The organism is Pseudomonas sp. R43(2017) (assembly GCF_002112345.1).
Taxonomy (GTDB): Bacteria; Pseudomonadota; Gammaproteobacteria; order Pseudomonadales; family Pseudomonadaceae; genus Aquipseudomonas; species Aquipseudomonas kribbensis.
Genome location: NZ_NEHJ01000002.1, coordinates 809,663 through 825,405, shown reverse-complemented (window position 1 = coordinate 825,405; position 15,743 = coordinate 809,663). Strand labels below are relative to the sequence as shown.

Here is a 15,743-nt window from a genome sequence, read left to right as displayed (position 1 = left end):
GAAGACCGAACCGTTGAAAGCGCCAGACAAACCGGCATTTCCAACTCCTTCCAGGCTTCGATGATCTGAAGCAATCCGCCATCGAAACCTACATAACTCGTTGAATTTCAAGGAGTTTTCCGTTTCGACTGCGCCGGAAGTGGGGCGAATTATAGAGACTCAGAATCTGCCGTCAACCCTTAATTTGGTTTTCTTTCAATAACTTGCAGATAGACCACAAAACGCTCAATACCCTCTATATAGAAGAAGGACTCAATACCCCTTCTATATAGAGAGAACCTTCAGAGCACTCCATTCTCTTTCATCGTAGCCACCGCCCCCGCTCCCAGACCCAGCACCCGCTGCAAAACCTCCAATGTATGCTCGCCCAACAAAGGAGGCGCACGACGATACTCGACAGGCGTCCGAGACAACCGAATCGGACTGGCCACCTGCGGCACCATCCCTGCCAATGCATGAGGCAGCTCAATCGCCAACCCGCGAGACTTCACCTGTGGATCCTCGAACACCTGTGACAGGTCATTGATCGGTCCACACGGCACCCCCGCCTGCTCCAGCTGAGCCACCCACTCGGCGGTCGTCTTGAAAACTGTCGCCTGACGGATCAACGGAATCAGCACCGCCCGATTCGCCACACGCAGCTTATTGGTCGCGAAACGCGGATCGTCCGCCCACTGCGGCTGCCCCGCCACTTCGGCGAATTTGCGGAACTGCCCGTCATTACCCACCGTTAGAATGAAGTCACCATCAGCCGTCGGAAAGTCCTGGTACGGCACGATATTCGGATGCGCATTGCCCAGCCGCTTTGGCGCATTGCCCGTCGTCAGGTAGTTCATCGCCTGGTTAGCCAGACATGCCACCTGCACATCCAGCAGCGCCATATCAATGTGCTGACCGCCACCATCGTGATCACGGTGAGCCAGTGCCGCCAGGATCGCCACGGTCGAATACAGACCGGTCAGAATATCCGTGAGCGCCACACCCACCTTCACCGGCCCGGCACCCTCATCACCTTCAGGTCGCCCGGTAAGGCTCATCAGCCCGCCAAGCCCTTGAATCATGAAGTCATAACCCGCGCGCTTGGCATACGGCCCGGTCTGTCCAAAACCAGTGATCGAGCAGTAGATCAGATCCGGATTGATCGCCTTCAGCGACTCGTAATCCAGACCATAGGCCGCCAACCCACCGACCTTGAAGTTCTCGATCAGAATGTCCGACTTGGCTGCCAGCTCCCGCACCAGCTTCTGACCTTCAGGACGCGTGAAGTCGATCGTCACCGATTGCTTGTTGCGGTTGGCCGACAGGTAATAAGCCGCCTCGCTGGTGTTCTCACCATAGGCGTCTTTCAGGAAGGGCGGCCCCCAGGCACGGGTGTCGTCACCATTGCCCGGGCGCTCGACCTTGATCACTTCCGCCCCAAGGTCGGCAAGAATCTGCCCGGCCCATGGGCCGGCCAGCACTCGCGACAAATCCAGTACCCGCAGATGCGACAGCGCGCCCATGGTCGCTCTCCTGTTAATAGAACGCCTGCAGGCCGGTCTGCGCACGACCGAGGATCAGCGCGTGAACGTCGTGAGTACCTTCATAGGTATTCACCACTTCCAGGTTGACCAGGTGACGGGCCACACCGAACTCATCGGAGATCCCGTTGCCGCCCAGCATGTCACGGGCCATGCGAGCGATATCCAGCGATTTGCCGCAAGAGTTACGCTTCATGATCGAAGTGATTTCAACCGCAGCAGTGCCTTCGTCCTTCATGCGACCCAGACGCAGGCAGCCTTGCAGTGCCAGAGTGATTTCGGTCTGCATGTCGGCCAGCTTCTTCTGGATCAACTGAGTAGCGGCCAAAGGACGACCGAACTGTTGACGATCCAGGGTGTACTGGCGAGCGGTGTGCCAGCAGAACTCGGCCGCGCCCAGCGCACCCCAGGAGATGCCATAACGTGCAGAATTGAGGCAGGTGAACGGACCTTTCAGACCACGCACGTCCGGGAAGATGTTTTCTTCCGGTACGAACACGTTGTCCATGACGATCTCACCAGTGATCGAAGCCCGCAGGCCGACCTTGCCGTGAATCGCCGGAGCGCTCAGGCCTTTCCAGCCCTTCTCCAATACAAAGCCGCGAATATCGCCGGCGTCGTCCTTGGCCCAGACCACGAACACATCGGCGATCGGGCTGTTGGTGATCCACATCTTGGCGCCGGTCAGGCTGTAGCCGCCTTCGACTTTGCGTGCACGCGTAATCATTGCGCCCGGGTCGGAACCGTGGTTCGGCTCGGTCAGACCGAAGCAGCCGATCCATTCGCCGGAAGCCAGTTTCGGCAGGTACTTCTGTTTCTGTGCTTCGGTACCGAATTCATTGATCGGCACCATCACCAGCGAAGACTGCACGCTCATCATCGAACGGTAGCCGGAATCCACGCGCTCGACTTCACGGGCAATCAGGCCGTAGCTGACGTAGTTGAGGCCGCTGCCACCATACTGCTCGGGGATGGTCGCACCCAACAGGCCGACTTCACCCATCTCACGGAAGATCGCCGGGTCAGTCTTCTCATGGCGGAAGGCTTCGAGGACGCGTGGAGCGAGGCTCTGCTGGGCAAATTGCTCGGCAGTGTCGCGGATCATGCGTTCTTCTTCAGTCAGCTGTTGATCCAGCAGCAGTGGATCGATCCAGTTGAAGCTAGCTTTACCGCCCATGAGTGAGTCCTCGCAAATCGGGTGAATTAACGTGGCATTGATCCTAGGCCCGCTTCACCCTCCCGGCAAACGAGGATTTCGCATCCTGTTGTGCTAATTTCTCACTCCGAAACGTCGCGAAATACCGATTGAGCGATGTATTAGTGAGGTTGACGTACATGCGCCGCAAGATACCCAGCACCACCGCCCTGATCAGCTTCGAAGCCGCGGCTCGCCACGAGAGCTTTACCAAGGCCGCCGAAGAACTTTCCCTCACCCAGGGCGCCATTTGCCGACAGATCGCAAGCCTTGAGGACTTTCTCAGCGTCGAACTCTTCCGACGCTCGCGACGCGGGGTGAAGCTGACCGAAGCGGGCCTTTCCTACAGCCGCCGGGTTGCCACCCAACTCGATGCCGTGGAGCGCGACACCCTGTCGGTGATGGGTCAGCAGGGCACCAACGTGATCGAGCTCGCTGTGGTGCCCACCTTTGGCACGCAATGGCTGCTGCCAAGACTGAAGGACTTCCAGCTCAAACATCCGGAGGTCACGGTCAACCTGACCAACCGAACCCGCCCCTTCCTGTTTGCCGACACCGACTTCGATGCCGCCATCTATTTCGGTGATGCCGACTGGTCCGGTACTGAATCCCACAGGCTGATGGGTGAGAATCCGATGCCGGTGTGCAGTCCCGCCCTGCTCGGCAACAAGACGCATCTGACTCCCGTTGAAATCGCCGATCTCCCTCTGCTCCAGCAAACCACCCGCCCCTATGCCTGGCGACAGTGGTTCAACTCGCAACACCTGAACATCCCCCGCGACATGACAGGTCCGCGCTACGAGCTATTCTCCATGCTGGCCCAGGCAGCCATGCACGACATGGGCATCGCGCTGATTCCTCCGTTCCTGATCCAGCGCGAATTGGCCGAGAAACGCCTGGTGATTGCCAACTCGAATGCGCTCTCCAGCATCAAGGCGTATTACCTGATGATTCCAGAGCGAAAGGTCGAATCCGCGTCACTCAAGGCATTTCGCGACTGGCTGGTAAATCAGGCACACAGCTACAACCTCGAAGGATAAAGGCTTTCAGCGATTACTAACCCCGTAGTCAGGATATTCAAAGCCCTACAGATATAACTATTTGTCGCAAATCGAAAGACTGTATCCGAAAGTCGTACAGACGTCCCACAAGCGCCTGCCGACGTGGCTTTGAGCCCTCATTCGCGACTCATTGCGGCCTATTCACGTCACCGATGAGAAAATTCTTCAAATTTATCCAGACTCCTTGAAAGGCACGGCCTGCAAGGGATTCAACTGGCCATCTGCGACATTCGGTCACGGGATGACTTGTAGTTAATTTTCCGTCACCCGTCATAATCCCTTGAAGGGCATAAACTTCGCCTGCAAAATGCCGCGCCCCGCCCTGATTCGGCGGGATCGTGCTGATCGGCCGCCCCAGTCGCACCATCCGTAGTGCATGGGTTTACTCAATAAGATCACGCAGGAGATTTGACGTGCACATTGGTGTTCCTCTCGAAACCCAGACCGGTGAAACACGGGTTGCTGCAACCCCGGAAACCATTAAAAAGCTGATCAGCCAAGGTCATAAGGTCACTGTGCAAACCGGCGCCGGCGTTAAAGCCAGCGTTGTCGACAGTACCTATGAAGCGGCAGGCGCAACCATTGGCAGTGCCAATGACGCGTTTGGCGCCGAGCTGATTCTCAAAGTGGTCGCGCCAACCGATGCCGAACTGACGCTGATCAAGCGTGGCACGGTGTTGGTGGGCATGCTCAACCCGTTCAACAACGACACCATCGCGAAGATGGCCGAGTGCGGGATTACCGCGTTCGCCCTGGAAGCGGCGCCACGTACCTCCCGGGCCCAGAGCCTCGACGTGCTGTCGTCCCAGGCGAACATTGCCGGCTACAAGGCCGTGTTGCTGGCCGCTCACTACTACCCGCGCTTCATGCCGATGCTGATGACCGCTGCGGGCACCGTGAAAGCGGCGCGCGTGCTGATTCTGGGGGCAGGCGTGGCCGGGTTGCAGGCGATTGCCACGGCGAAACGTCTGGGTGCCGTCATCGAAGCGTCCGACGTACGTCCGGCCGTGAAGGAACAGATCGAGTCCCTCGGCGCCAAGTTCGTCGACGTACCTTACGAGACCGATGAAGAACGCGAATGCGCGGTCGGCGTCGGCGGTTACGCACGCCCGATGCCGGCGAGCTGGATGCAGCGTCAGGCCCAGGCCGTGCACGAGCGCGCCAAGCAGGCTGACATCGTCATCACCACCGCACTGATCCCGGGCCGCAAGGCACCGGTGCTGTTGAGCGCGGACACAGTGGCGCAAATGAAACCCGGCTCGGTGGTCATCGACCTCGCTGCAGCCCAGGGTGGCAACTGCCCGCTGACCGTGGCTGATCAGGTCGTGATCGAAAACGGCGTGACCATCGTCGGTCCGACCAATCTCGCCGGTGAAGTCGCCGCAGACGCTTCGGCGCTGTACGCACGCAACCTGCTGGACTTCCTGAAGCTGATCTTCACCAAAGAAGGCCAGTTCGAAGTGAACCTCGAAGACGACATCGTCGCCGCGTGCCTGATGTGCCGCGACGGCCAAGTCATCCGCAAAAACGCCTAAGCAGGGATTCAGACGATGGAAGAGCTTATCTCCCCCGGTATCTACAACCTGATCATCTTCGTGCTGGCGATTTATGTCGGTTACCACGTGGTCTGGAACGTTACACCCGCATTGCACACGCCACTGATGGCGGTGACCAACGCCATTTCGGCGATCGTGATCGTCGGCGCCATGCTCGCGGCCGCCCTGACCGTCACCCCGCTGGGCAAGACCATGGGCACCCTCGCCGTAGCACTGGCCGCGGTCAACGTGTTCGGTGGCTTCCTGGTCACCCGCCGCATGCTTGAGATGTTCAAGAAGAAAGCCCCGAAAGCAAAAGAAGAGGCGCCTAAGTAATGAGCATGAACCTCGTCACGACGCTCTACCTGATCGCGTCGATCTGCTTCATCCAGGCCCTCAAAGGTCTGTCGCACCCGACCACGTCGCGCCGCGGCAACCTGTTCGGCATGCTCGGCATGGCGTTGGCGATCCTGACCACCATCGGCCTCATCTATAAGCTCGGGACTGAGCTGGCCACCGCCGGTATTGGCTACGTGATCGTCGGCCTGCTGATCGGCGGCACCGCCGGATCGATCATGGCCAAGCGTGTTGAAATGACCAAGATGCCGGAACTGGTTGCGTTCATGCACAGCATGATCGGCCTGGCAGCGGTGTTCATCGCCATTGCTGCGGTGGTCGAGCCTCAGTCGCTGGGCATCGTCAAGCAACTGGGCGACTCGATCCCGGCGGGTAACCGTCTGGAGCTGTTCCTCGGTGCAGCCATCGGTGCCATCACCTTCTCCGGTTCGGTGATCGCGTTCGGCAAACTGTCGGGCAAGTACAAGTTCCGCCTGTTCCAGGGTGCACCGGTACAGTTCAGTGGTCAGCACAAGCTGAACGCGGTACTGGGGCTGGCGACGCTGATCCTCGGCATCACCTTCATGCTGACTGGCAACCTGGCCGCGTTCGCACTGATGCTGGCCCTGGCGTTCGTCATGGGCGTGCTGATCATCATCCCGATCGGCGGCGCCGACATGCCGGTGGTGGTATCGATGCTCAACAGCTATTCCGGCTGGGCGGCGGCGGGTATCGGCTTCTCGCTGAACAACTCGATGCTGATCATTGCCGGCTCGCTGGTGGGTTCGAGCGGTGCGATCCTCTCGTACATCATGTGCAAGGCAATGAACCGTTCCTTCTTTAATGTACTGCTCGGTGGTTTCGGCAATACAGCAGACGCCGGTCCCGCCGGTGAGAAGGAAGCCCGTCCGGTGAAATCCGGCTCGGCTGACGACGCAACCTTCCTGCTGACCAACGCCGACACCGTGATCATCGTTCCGGGTTACGGTCTGGCGGTGGCCCGTGCGCAGCACGCATTGAAAGAGCTGACCGAGAAGCTGACCCACCACGGCGTGACCGTGAAGTACGCGATCCACCCGGTGGCCGGTCGGATGCCGGGCCACATGAACGTACTGCTGGCCGAAGCCGAAGTGCCGTACGACCAGGTGTTCGAGATGGAAGACATCAACTCCGAGTTCGGTCAGGCCGACGTGGTGCTGGTGCTCGGCGCCAACGACGTGGTCAACCCGGCCGCCAAGAACGATCCGAAATCGCCGATTGCCGGCATGCCGATCCTCGAGGCGTTCAAGGCCAAGACCATCATCGTCAACAAGCGCTCGATGGCCAGCGGCTATGCCGGTCTGGACAACGAACTGTTCTACCTGGACAAGACAATGATGGTGTTCGGCGACGCGAAAAAAGTCATCGAAGACATGGTCAAAGCGGTCGAGTAACTCGCTCGCTGCTGTACCGGACGCCCCGACTTGTCGGGGCGTTTTTGTTTGCAAAAACCGTCGGACAATTTGCCGCGTTGTTGCAGATCCGGTAACGGTGTTTTACTTGAAACCCGCTAAATAGACGCCTCGTTTGCGACCTTGGTAGCGGGACAGGCGCCCGCGAAATTCACTAGACTGCGCATCCTGCTACTCGCTGCCCGAGAAAATAATCCATGTACCGTGACCGTATTCGCCTGCCTTCGTTGTTGGATAAAGTGATGAGCGCCGCCGACGCCGCTGCGCTGATTGAGGACGGCATGACCGTCGGCATGAGCGGCTTCACCCGCGCCGGCGAAGCCAAGGCCGTTCCCCATGCACTGGCCGAGCGAGCCAAGGTCACGCCGCTGAAGATCAGCCTGATGACCGGTGCCAGCCTGGGCAACGACCTCGACAAGCAACTGACCGAGGCCGGCGTCCTGTCCCGGCGCATGCCGTTCCAGGTCGACAGCACCTTGCGCAAGGCGATCAACGCCGGCGAAGTGATGTTCATCGACCAGCATCTGTCGGAAACCGTCGAACAACTGCGCAACCAGCAACTGAAGCTGCCGGATATCGCCGTGATCGAAGCCGTGGCCATCACCGAACAGGGCCACATCGTGCCGACCACCTCGGTGGGCAACTCGGCGAGCTTCGCGATCTTCGCCAAACACGTGATCGTCGAGATCAACCTGGCGCACAACGCCAACCTCGAAGGTCTGCATGACATCTATATCCCGACCTACCGCCCGACCCGCACGCCAATTCCGCTGGTAAAGGTCGACGACCGAATCGGCAGCACCGCGATCCCGATTCCTCCGGAGAAGATTGTCGCCATCGTCATCACCCAGCAGTCGGATTCGCCGTCTACCGTCTCGTCGCCGGATGTCGACACCAAAGCCATCGCCGATCACCTGATCACCTTCCTCAAGCAGGAAGTCGATGCCGGACGCATGACCAACAAGCTCGGCCCGCTGCAGGCCGGGATCGGCAACATTGCCAACGCGGTGATGTGCGGGCTGATCGATTCGCCGTTCGAAGACCTGACCATGTACTCCGAAGTGCTGCAGGACTCGACTTTCGACCTGATCGATGCGGGCAAGCTGAGCTTCGCCTCGGGCAGCTCGATCACCCTGTCGGAGCGGCGCAACAGCGACGTGTTCGGCAACCTGGAGAAGTACAAGGACAAGCTGGTGCTGCGCCCGCAGGAAATTTCGAACCATCCAGAAGTGGTTCGTCGCCTGGGTATCATCGGCATCAACACGGCGCTCGAGTTCGACATCTATGGCAACGTCAACTCCACTCACGTCTGCGGCACGCGGATGATGAACGGGATTGGTGGCTCGGGCGACTTCGCACGCAACGCGCACCTGGCGGTGTTCGTGACCAAGTCGATCGCCAAGGGCGGCGCGATTTCCAGCGTGGTGCCGATGGTCAGTCACGTTGACCACACCGAGCATGACGTTGACATCCTGGTAACCGAAGTGGGCCTGGCCGACCTGCGTGGCCTGGCGCCACGGGAACGCGCCCGGGTCATCATCGACAACTGTGTGCACCCGGACTACCGCCAGGCGCTGAATGATTACTTCGACAAAGCCTGCGCCATCGGCGGCCACACCCCGCACATCCTGCGCGATGCCCTGAGCTGGCACATCAATCTGGAAGAAACCGGGCACATGCTGAAGGCTTGATCCGCACAGATATTCCGCTGGCGCAAACACAGTTTCGTCAGCGGAAATTTGAAAATCTCCGATCCCGTCAAAAACTGTACTGCTGTACCGGTCTTTTCCTACAGCTTTTACCTACTCGCATCATTGAATCGAGCAAAATGCACCAAATAGGCGCAGACAGGTACAGTTTGCGCGATTTTGACCCGTACACCCCCTATAAACAGTTAACTGGTCACTCACAATACAAGTGAACTGTATCTAGAGAGTCTGGCCAAACGAGAGGATCATGGGCACCAGTTAAACCACTACCTGATCCCGCCACAAGCGGAAGGATGTCAACCATGGAACGTACACTCAGTTCCGAACTGTTCTTCGAAGACAAAGCTGCAAAAACCCAGGCTTCCCTGCCTCTGCGCGTTATCGCCAACCTGATGTTGTGGCAGCGCCGCATCTCCAGCCGCCATCAACTGGCTCGTCTGGATTCGCGTCTGCTGGCTGACGCCGGTATCAGCGAAGCACAACGCTACGAAGAGCTCAGCAAGCCGTTCTGGCGCTAAGTAGCGTCGCTGGCTCTGGTCGCCAGACCCACCGCCAGCAACCCGAATTGAACAAACAAGACCCGTCGCGGGAAACCGCGACGGGTCTTGTCGTTTTGGGGTCGGAAAATCTGCGATACAGGTGTCTGTATCGCAGATAGGTACAGTTCCAGAAAAACCAAAACTGAACCAGTACAATTTTGTCACGGTGTATCTGCCAAGCTCACTGCATTGAGATCAACATGACCTTCCGCCTCCACTGGCAAAAGGAAGACGTCATGAATCACTTACAGGATGTTTCAGCCGCTACAGTCGAACGCTCTCCCCACTGCGGTCTTGTACGGCGGCTATTCAAAGGCTTCTGGCAAGGCCTGGAGCGCGCCAGGACACAAGGCGCCTGCTGGCTCAACTCGATGGGCGGGAACTCGCCGATCTCGGCCTCAGCCACGCGGATCGACTGAACGAACTGGAGAAACCCTTCTGGCGCTAGCATTTTGCCCTCTGTGCGAAACCTCCCACACAGGCCTAATATCCGGGCAGAACGTGGCGAATGCCGTGCGACTGGCGTCTGACTCCCCAGACACCAAGCCACCTCTCAATACGAAATTTCCAGAGGAGTTACACCATGTCCCGTCTTCGCCTGCTCAGCGCTGCCGCCCTGCTGGCCGTGGCTGCCAATGCCAGCGCTACCAGTTTCATCGTGACCACCGACGCCGTTGTCGGCGCGCTGAAGTCGTCTTCGGACGCGACTTCCGACGTCAGCTCTTCGCTGCGTGACAACAAAGTCGTGATTGCTGCCCGTGACGATGCTGCCAGCTTCGTTGCCAGCGAAGGCCAGATTCGCGGCGTGAAACTGGAAAGTGCCCTGGACCTTATCCGCCATCAGGCTCCGCAACTGAATGCAACCGACGCACAACTGGCACAAGCCATCCTGGCGATCTGATCCGATGTTGCTGGAAGGGACACGCCAGCCGTGTCCCGATGTTTCGCCGCTGGCTCTGGACCGGGCATTGCGCTAGCCTTGGGACTCGCTAACAGCTCCTGAGACCCATGCGTTTTTATCAAAATCTGCTTATCCCTTCTGTTCTGCTCACTGCCTGCTGGACGACCTCGGTCGATGCCTTTGATGTCTTGACGCAAAACACCGTCGTCAGCGGTTACGCCACCAGCATGGTGTCTTCCGCGCCTTTCGACCGTAAACTAGTGCTCGCCGCCCACGACGATGCCGCGGCATTCGTTGCCAGTGACGGCCAATTGCGAGGCGCCCAGCTGGAATCCGCACTGCATTACCTGCGTAAATCCCGGCCAAAACTTCATGTAAGCGACCTTGAACTGGCACAGGCAATTCTCGTCCAATAGTTATTCTTGCCCCCTCCGGAGTCGTTCCATGCGTAGCCCGCTGATTGCTGCCGCCCTTGGCCTGCTGTTGTTGGCCGATATGGCCCAGGCGCACACCCTGGTAGCCACCAGTAACATCATCGTTCGTGCCTCCCAGCGCACCATCGATTTCACGTCCGACACCACCACGTCGATCCGCGATTCGAAAATCATCCGCGAAGCCCACGACGACGCCGCCAGCTTCGTTGCCAGCAACGGTGATATCCGTGGCGCGCACCTGGAAGCCGCCCTCAATACCTTGCGCACCCGCGTGCCGGAAGCCCGCGACGCCAGTGACCAGGTACTCGCCGAAGCCATCCTCGCATTGTGAAATCTCTCAGCGCCTGGCTGCTGGCCGGGGCGCTGCTGCTGATCGGCAGCAACGCCCACGCCAGCCTGCAACTGCGGCTCAAGACCGAGGGTCTGAGCCCCGCCCAACAACAGGCCAGCCAGGCGCTGCTCGATGAAGCAATGCAGAAACTGCCGCCCAGCTTCATAGAACGCCTGGATCGACGCATCGATGTCGGCTGGACCGACGAGATGCCCGACAATGCCTACGGTGAGGCGGCTCTTGTTTCCGAGCTTGACCTGAACCGCAAACTGCTCGCCAGTCTCACCGACGGCAGCGCGGCCAAACAAAAGACCAGCCGCCCCCACGGCACTGTGCGCCAGGAATTGCTGGCCACGGTACTGCACGAAATCACCCACATTTACGACCGCGCACGCCTGTGGCCAGCCGCCGAACGCACGCTGATCCAGCGCTGCACCCGACGTAACAACAGTGCCGGACTGATCGGCCTGCCGGACGAGTGCCGTGGACAGAACGACCGGCGCTTCACCCTCAGCGATGACCCGCGCCTGCTCGACCTCGCCGGCTGGCAGCAATACGTCGGCCGCCGTGGCGAACGTGAACAGCACAACCGGCAGATTGCCCGCAGCCCGGACCTGTACGAAATCTCCAGTCCGAAGGAGTTCGTCGCGGTCAACATGGAGTACTTCCTCCTCGACCCGAGCTACGCCTGCCGCCGTCCGGCGCTATATCGCTATTACAAGGAACACTTCGGCTGGGCACCGCCGGAAAAGGACACCTGCGCCAAATCCTTCGCTTTCCTGAATGCCGGCAACGACTTTGCCAAACAGCCGCTGGGGCAGGTCGATCCGGAACGGGTTTACGCCATCGACTACCTGCTGGCCGAAGCGAATCAGAACTGGGTCAGCCGCTGGGGACACAGCATGTTGCGCCTGGTGATCTGCGCCCCGGGCCGGCCGCGCGGGCCGGACTGCCGACTGGACCTGGACCAGCATCTGGTGCTGTCCTACCGCGCATTCGTCGGTGATGTGCAGCTGTCGAGCTGGGACGGACTGGTCGGCAAATATCCGTCGCGCCTGTTTGTCCTGCCGTTGGCTCAGGTGATCGACGAATACACCAAGACCGAGCTGCGCAGCCTCGCCTCGGTGCCGTTGAACCTGTCGCGCAGCGAGATCGAAGACGTGGTCGAACACGCCGCCGAAATGCACTGGAGCTACGACGGCAACTACTTCTTCCTGTCCAACAACTGCGCGGTAGAAAGCCTGAAGCTGCTGCGCAGCGGCAGCAACAACTCGCAGCTTGTCGGCCTCGACAGCATCATGCCCAACGGCCTGCTGGAAGTGCTCAAGGGCCGGGGCCTGGCGGATACCAGCGTGCTGGACAACCCCAAAGAGGCGTTGCGTCTGGGGTATCGTTTCGACTCGTTCCGCGATCGCTATCAGGCGATGTTCGAGGTGCTGAAGAAGCAACTGCCGATCAAGCAGACCAGCGTCGAGGAATGGCTGTCGTTGTCGGCAGAAGAGCGACGGCCCTGGTTCGAACGCGCCGACCTGCGCACCAGCGCTGCATTGTTGCTGTTGGAACAGGCGAGTTTCCGTCGCCAGTTGCTGCTGGCCCAGGATGAGGTCAAGCAACGCTACCTCGGTGCCCGGGAGCTGGAAAACGGCGGCATGGACAAAGCCAACGCGACGTTGCAGCAGATCCTCGCCAACAGCGGCTTCCTCAGCCGCCCGGCGGAACTGCTCGATTCTCGTGGTTACGGCCTGCCGCAACCCAGCGAATTCAGCCGACTGGAAGCCGAAAGCAGCCAGCGCCAGAAACAGCTGTTGGTGCTGAGCGGTGATCTGGACAAGGAAGTACGCGCGCTGCTGGAACCAAAGCGAGCAGCAGAAATTGCCGCCAACGAGGCCAACGTGAAGCAAATCGGCGAACATTTGCGCAAACTGCACAAAGCCTCGGGTGGCCTGGAACTGCCCTGAAAACAACGGCCCCGAAAAACAAAAGACCGCAGCCTAAGCAAGGCTGCGGTCTTTTTTATTGCCTGCAAATCAGTACAGAACGCCATCCAGAATTTCGTAGACGATCCCGGTACCGACCGCGATCAACACAATATCGCCACCGGCCCGACGCCACTCATAGCCCGGATAAACCGGCAAACGCCCCAACGCCCGGGGATCCAGCCGCTCACCGTAATAACCGTGGGGCAACGGCCGACCGCGCTCCAGGCGAATGCCCGGAGGTGGCGGCGCACCGCGAACGAAGTAACCGTGGTTGTCACGAATCACCTGACGCACCGGCCCGAAGTCACGAGGTGGCGGGCCGCCACGGTGGCTGCTTTGCCAATCATGATGGTCGCCACCGCGATCGTCGTAGTGGCCCTGCTGCGGGCCGCCGTGGTCGTGATCGTCGCGTGGGTCGGCGCTGGCCAGCAGCGGCGTGGCGCTGATCATCAGCACGCCCAGACTGGCAATCAGACGTTTCGGCATTTTCATGGGTTTCCCTCACTGCACTGACAGCAAAAAGGGATTCAGAACGTGGTTCTGAATCCCTCGGTCTTGCTGAATTAGTCTGTGCCGCGAGGCGCTAATTCCTCTGTATCAGGAACTTTACCTTCAGCTGACGCGGGCCTTACGCACGCCTTCGGACAGCGCCGAGCACAGGCTCAGCACGCCATCGATGGCCTGAGCCGGCGTGGTTGCGTTGGCAATGTGATCGATCAGTGCCGAGCCCACCACTACACCATCGGCCAGACGCGCGATGGACGCGGCTTGCTCCGGCGTACGGATACCGAAACCGATGCTGATCGGCAGGTCGGTATGACGGCGCAGGCGCGCCACGGCTTCCTCGACGTGCTCCAGAGTCGCCGCACCGGCACCGGTCACACCGGCGACCGACACGTAGTAAACGAAGCCGGAGCTGCCGTTCAACACTTTCGGCAGACGTGCGTCATCAGTGGTCGGCGTGGTCAGGCGGATGAAGTCGATGCCGGCAGCCTGGGCCGGGTCGCACAGCTCCGAGTTGTGCTCCGGTGGCATGTCGACCACGATCAGGCCATCAACGCCGGCCTCTTTGGCTTCGGCGATGAAACGCTCGACGCCGAACTTGTGGATCGGGTTGAAGTAACCCATCAGCACCAGCGGCGTGTCGCTGTTGTCCTTGCGGAACTCGCGAACCATTTGCAGGGTTTTGATCAGGTTCTGCTTGGCGCCCAAGGCACGGATGTTCGCCAGTTGAATCGCCGGGCCGTCGGCCATCGGGTCGGTGAACGGCATGCCCAGTTCAATCACGTCGGCGCCGGCTTTTGGCAAGCCTTTGAGAATTGCCAGCGAAGTGTCGTAGTCCGGATCGCCCGCGGTGACAAAGGTCACGAGTGCGGCGCGGTTCTGTTCCTTGAGTTCGGCAAAGCGGGTTTGCAGGCGGCTCATCAGTGTTTCTCCTGCTTGGAAGTTTCCATGTGGTGCATGACGGTCTGCATGTCTTTGTCGCCGCGACCGGACAGGTTGACCACCATCAGGTGATCCTTCGGCAGCTTCGGTGCGCGTTTGAATACTTCGGCCAGGGCATGGGCACTTTCCAGTGCCGGGATGATGCCTTCGAGGCGGCAGCACTGGTGGAACGCAGCGAGGGCTTCGTCGTCAGTCACCGAGGTGTACTGGACGCGGCCGATGTCATGCAGCCAGGCGTGCTCGGGGCCGATGCCCGGATAGTCGAGGCCGGCGGAAATCGAGTGGGCGTCGATGATCTGACCATCATCGTCCTGCAGCAGGAAGGTGCGGTTACCGTGCAACACACCCGGTACACCTCCGTTGAGGCTGGCCGCGTGCTTGCCGGTCTCGATGCCGTAACCGGCGGCTTCGACACCGATGATTTCCACGCTCTTGTCGTCGAGGAACGGGTGGAACAGGCCCATGGCGTTGGAGCCGCCGCCGATGCACGCCACCAGGCTGTCCGGCAGACGACCTTCCTGAGCTTGCAGCTGCTCGCGGGTTTCTTTGCCGATCACGGCCTGGAAATCGCGAACCATCGCAGGATAAGGGTGCGGGCCGGCCACGGTGCCGATCAGGTAGAAGGTGCTGTCGACGTTGGTCACCCAGTCACGCAGCGCTTCGTTCATCGCGTCTTTCAGGGTGCCGGTGCCGGCGACCACCGGGATCACCTCGGCGCCCAGCAGCTTCATGCGGAACACGTTGGCCTGCTGGCGCTCGATGTCGGTGGTGCCCATGTAGATCACGCAGTCCAGACCGAAACGCGCAGCCACGGTGGCGGTGGCCACACCGTGCATGCCGGCGCCAGTCTCGGCGATGATGCGTTTCTTGCCCATGCGCCGCGCCAGCAGGATCTGGCCGATGCAGTTGTTGATCTTGTGCGCGCCGGTGTGGTTCAGCTCTTCACGCTTGAGGTAGATCTTGGCGCCACCGCAGAACTCGGTCAGGCGCTCGGCGAAATACAGCGGGCTCGGACGTCCGACGTAGTCGCGCTGGAAGTAGGCCAGTTCCTCTTTGAACGCCGGATCTTCCTTGGCCGCTTCGTATTCGCGGGCCAGATCGAGGATCAACGGCATCAGGGTTTCGGCAACGTAACGGCCGCCGAACGAGCCAAACAGGCCGTTGGCGTCAGGGCCGTTACGCAGATCGGAGGTGTTCGAAGTCTGGGTCATGGTTCGCTCCAGCGGATTTCACGAGAAGACAATGGCGTTCACTCTACCCCTGACCTTCCAGACTGAAAACCGATAAGATCGCCACAACCTGTCAG

At 59.9% G+C, this 15,743-nt stretch carries 16 protein-coding genes; 11 read left to right on the top strand and 5 right to left on the bottom strand.

Going from position 1 to position 15,743, the window contains the following annotated elements; translation table 11 throughout:
- Positions 1-281 precede the first annotated feature (281 nt).
- Both CAG02_RS08400 and CAG02_RS08395 read right to left on the bottom strand, forming a co-directional pair.
- Positions 282-1,502, bottom strand: a complete 1,221-nt coding sequence (locus CAG02_RS08400; RefSeq protein ID WP_085712998.1) for a CaiB/BaiF CoA-transferase family protein — start codon at positions 1,500-1,502, stop codon at positions 282-284.
- Between the two features lie 13 nt (positions 1,503-1,515).
- Positions 1,516-2,697 (bottom strand): acyl-CoA dehydrogenase, encoded by a 1,182-nt coding sequence (locus CAG02_RS08395; protein WP_085712999.1) that lies wholly within the window; start codon positions 2,695-2,697, stop codon positions 1,516-1,518.
- A gap of 158 nt (positions 2,698-2,855) precedes the next feature.
- On the opposite strand from CAG02_RS08395, the gene CAG02_RS08390 reads away from it, so the two are divergent.
- From CAG02_RS08390 to CAG02_RS08340, 11 genes are all read left to right on the top strand, one after another.
- Complete coding sequence (locus tag CAG02_RS08390) at positions 2,856-3,755, top strand: LysR family transcriptional regulator (RefSeq protein ID WP_085713000.1); 900 nt, start codon at positions 2,856-2,858, stop codon at positions 3,753-3,755.
- 434 nt (positions 3,756-4,189) lie between these two features.
- A complete protein-coding gene (locus tag CAG02_RS08385; RefSeq protein WP_085713001.1) occupies positions 4,190-5,311 on the top strand; it encodes a Re/Si-specific NAD(P)(+) transhydrogenase subunit alpha in 1,122 nt (373 codons plus the stop codon).
- Positions 5,312-5,326: 15 nt separating this feature from the next.
- Positions 5,327-5,647, top strand: coding sequence for an NAD(P) transhydrogenase subunit alpha (locus CAG02_RS08380; protein ID WP_003220416.1), 321 nt, complete (start codon positions 5,327-5,329; stop codon positions 5,645-5,647).
- Positions 5,647-7,080: an NAD(P)(+) transhydrogenase (Re/Si-specific) subunit beta gene (locus tag CAG02_RS08375; protein ID WP_085713002.1), complete on the top strand. Its 1,434-nt coding sequence runs from the start codon at positions 5,647-5,649 to the stop codon at positions 7,078-7,080. The genes CAG02_RS08380 and CAG02_RS08375 overlap by 1 nt, the downstream gene beginning before the upstream one ends.
- A gap of 215 nt (positions 7,081-7,295) precedes the next feature.
- A complete protein-coding gene (locus CAG02_RS08370; RefSeq protein ID WP_085713003.1) occupies positions 7,296-8,789 on the top strand; it encodes an acetyl-CoA hydrolase/transferase family protein in 1,494 nt (497 codons plus the stop codon).
- A gap of 320 nt (positions 8,790-9,109) precedes the next feature.
- Complete coding sequence (locus tag CAG02_RS08365; RefSeq protein ID WP_003220409.1) at positions 9,110-9,325, top strand: DUF1127 domain-containing protein; 216 nt, start codon at positions 9,110-9,112, stop codon at positions 9,323-9,325.
- A gap of 238 nt (positions 9,326-9,563) precedes the next feature.
- Complete coding sequence (locus tag CAG02_RS08360; RefSeq protein WP_371856490.1) at positions 9,564-9,794, top strand: DUF1127 domain-containing protein; 231 nt, start codon at positions 9,564-9,566, stop codon at positions 9,792-9,794.
- A gap of 135 nt (positions 9,795-9,929) precedes the next feature.
- On the top strand, positions 9,930-10,247 hold the full coding sequence (locus tag CAG02_RS08355) for a DUF2388 domain-containing protein (RefSeq protein WP_085713004.1): 318 nt from the start codon (positions 9,930-9,932) through the stop codon (positions 10,245-10,247).
- Between the two features lie 107 nt (positions 10,248-10,354).
- Entirely contained in the window at positions 10,355-10,663 is a 309-nt protein-coding gene (locus tag CAG02_RS08350) for a DUF2388 domain-containing protein (RefSeq protein WP_085713005.1), read from the top strand.
- Positions 10,664-10,691: 28 nt separating this feature from the next.
- On the top strand, positions 10,692-11,012 hold the full coding sequence (locus tag CAG02_RS08345; RefSeq protein ID WP_065260625.1) for a DUF2388 domain-containing protein: 321 nt from the start codon (positions 10,692-10,694) through the stop codon (positions 11,010-11,012).
- Positions 11,009-12,970 carry a DUF4105 domain-containing protein gene (locus tag CAG02_RS08340; protein ID WP_085713006.1) on the top strand — a complete coding sequence of 654 codons (1,962 nt, stop codon included), beginning with the start codon at positions 11,009-11,011 and terminating at the stop codon, positions 12,968-12,970. The genes CAG02_RS08345 and CAG02_RS08340 overlap by 4 nt, the downstream gene beginning before the upstream one ends.
- Before the next feature lie 69 nt (positions 12,971-13,039).
- Here CAG02_RS08340 and CAG02_RS08335 read toward each other — a convergent pair whose 3' ends face one another.
- From CAG02_RS08335 to trpB, 3 genes are all read right to left on the bottom strand, one after another.
- Positions 13,040-13,483 (bottom strand): anti-virulence regulator CigR family protein, encoded by a 444-nt coding sequence (locus tag CAG02_RS08335; RefSeq protein WP_085713007.1) that lies wholly within the window; start codon positions 13,481-13,483, stop codon positions 13,040-13,042.
- Between the two features lie 120 nt (positions 13,484-13,603).
- On the bottom strand, positions 13,604-14,416 hold the full coding sequence (gene trpA / locus CAG02_RS08330) for a tryptophan synthase subunit alpha (protein ID WP_085713008.1): 813 nt from the start codon (positions 14,414-14,416) through the stop codon (positions 13,604-13,606).
- A complete protein-coding gene (gene trpB, locus CAG02_RS08325; protein ID WP_085713009.1) occupies positions 14,416-15,648 on the bottom strand; it encodes a tryptophan synthase subunit beta in 1,233 nt (410 codons plus the stop codon). The genes trpA and trpB overlap by 1 nt, the downstream gene beginning before the upstream one ends.
- Positions 15,649-15,743 lie beyond the last annotated feature (95 nt).

What these genes read in the sequence shown, in the direction of transcription:
- CAG02_RS08365 (WP_003220409.1), top strand. Translation starts at nt 9,110, where the DNA reads ATGGAACGTACACTCAGTTCCGAACTGTTCTTCGAAGACAAAGCTGCA.
- trpA (WP_085713008.1), bottom strand. Translation starts at nt 14,416, where the DNA reads ATGAGCCGCCTGCAAACCCGCTTTGCCGAACTCAAGGAACAGAACCGC.
- CAG02_RS08345 (WP_065260625.1), top strand. Translation starts at nt 10,692, where the DNA reads ATGCGTAGCCCGCTGATTGCTGCCGCCCTTGGCCTGCTGTTGTTGGCC.
- CAG02_RS08350 (WP_085713005.1), top strand. Translation starts at nt 10,355, where the DNA reads ATGCGTTTTTATCAAAATCTGCTTATCCCTTCTGTTCTGCTCACTGCC.
- CAG02_RS08400 (WP_085712998.1), bottom strand. Translation starts at nt 1,502, where the DNA reads ATGGGCGCGCTGTCGCATCTGCGGGTACTGGATTTGTCGCGAGTGCTG.
- CAG02_RS08355 (WP_085713004.1), top strand. Translation starts at nt 9,930, where the DNA reads ATGTCCCGTCTTCGCCTGCTCAGCGCTGCCGCCCTGCTGGCCGTGGCT.
- CAG02_RS08375 (WP_085713002.1), top strand. Translation starts at nt 5,647, where the DNA reads ATGAGCATGAACCTCGTCACGACGCTCTACCTGATCGCGTCGATCTGC.
- CAG02_RS08380 (WP_003220416.1), top strand. Translation starts at nt 5,327, where the DNA reads ATGGAAGAGCTTATCTCCCCCGGTATCTACAACCTGATCATCTTCGTG.
- CAG02_RS08390 (WP_085713000.1), top strand. Translation starts at nt 2,856, where the DNA reads ATGCGCCGCAAGATACCCAGCACCACCGCCCTGATCAGCTTCGAAGCC.
- trpB (WP_085713009.1), bottom strand. Translation starts at nt 15,648, where the DNA reads ATGACCCAGACTTCGAACACCTCCGATCTGCGTAACGGCCCTGACGCC.
- CAG02_RS08395 (WP_085712999.1), bottom strand. Translation starts at nt 2,697, where the DNA reads ATGGGCGGTAAAGCTAGCTTCAACTGGATCGATCCACTGCTGCTGGAT.
- CAG02_RS08370 (WP_085713003.1), top strand. Translation starts at nt 7,296, where the DNA reads ATGTACCGTGACCGTATTCGCCTGCCTTCGTTGTTGGATAAAGTGATG.
- CAG02_RS08335 (WP_085713007.1), bottom strand. Translation starts at nt 13,483, where the DNA reads ATGAAAATGCCGAAACGTCTGATTGCCAGTCTGGGCGTGCTGATGATC.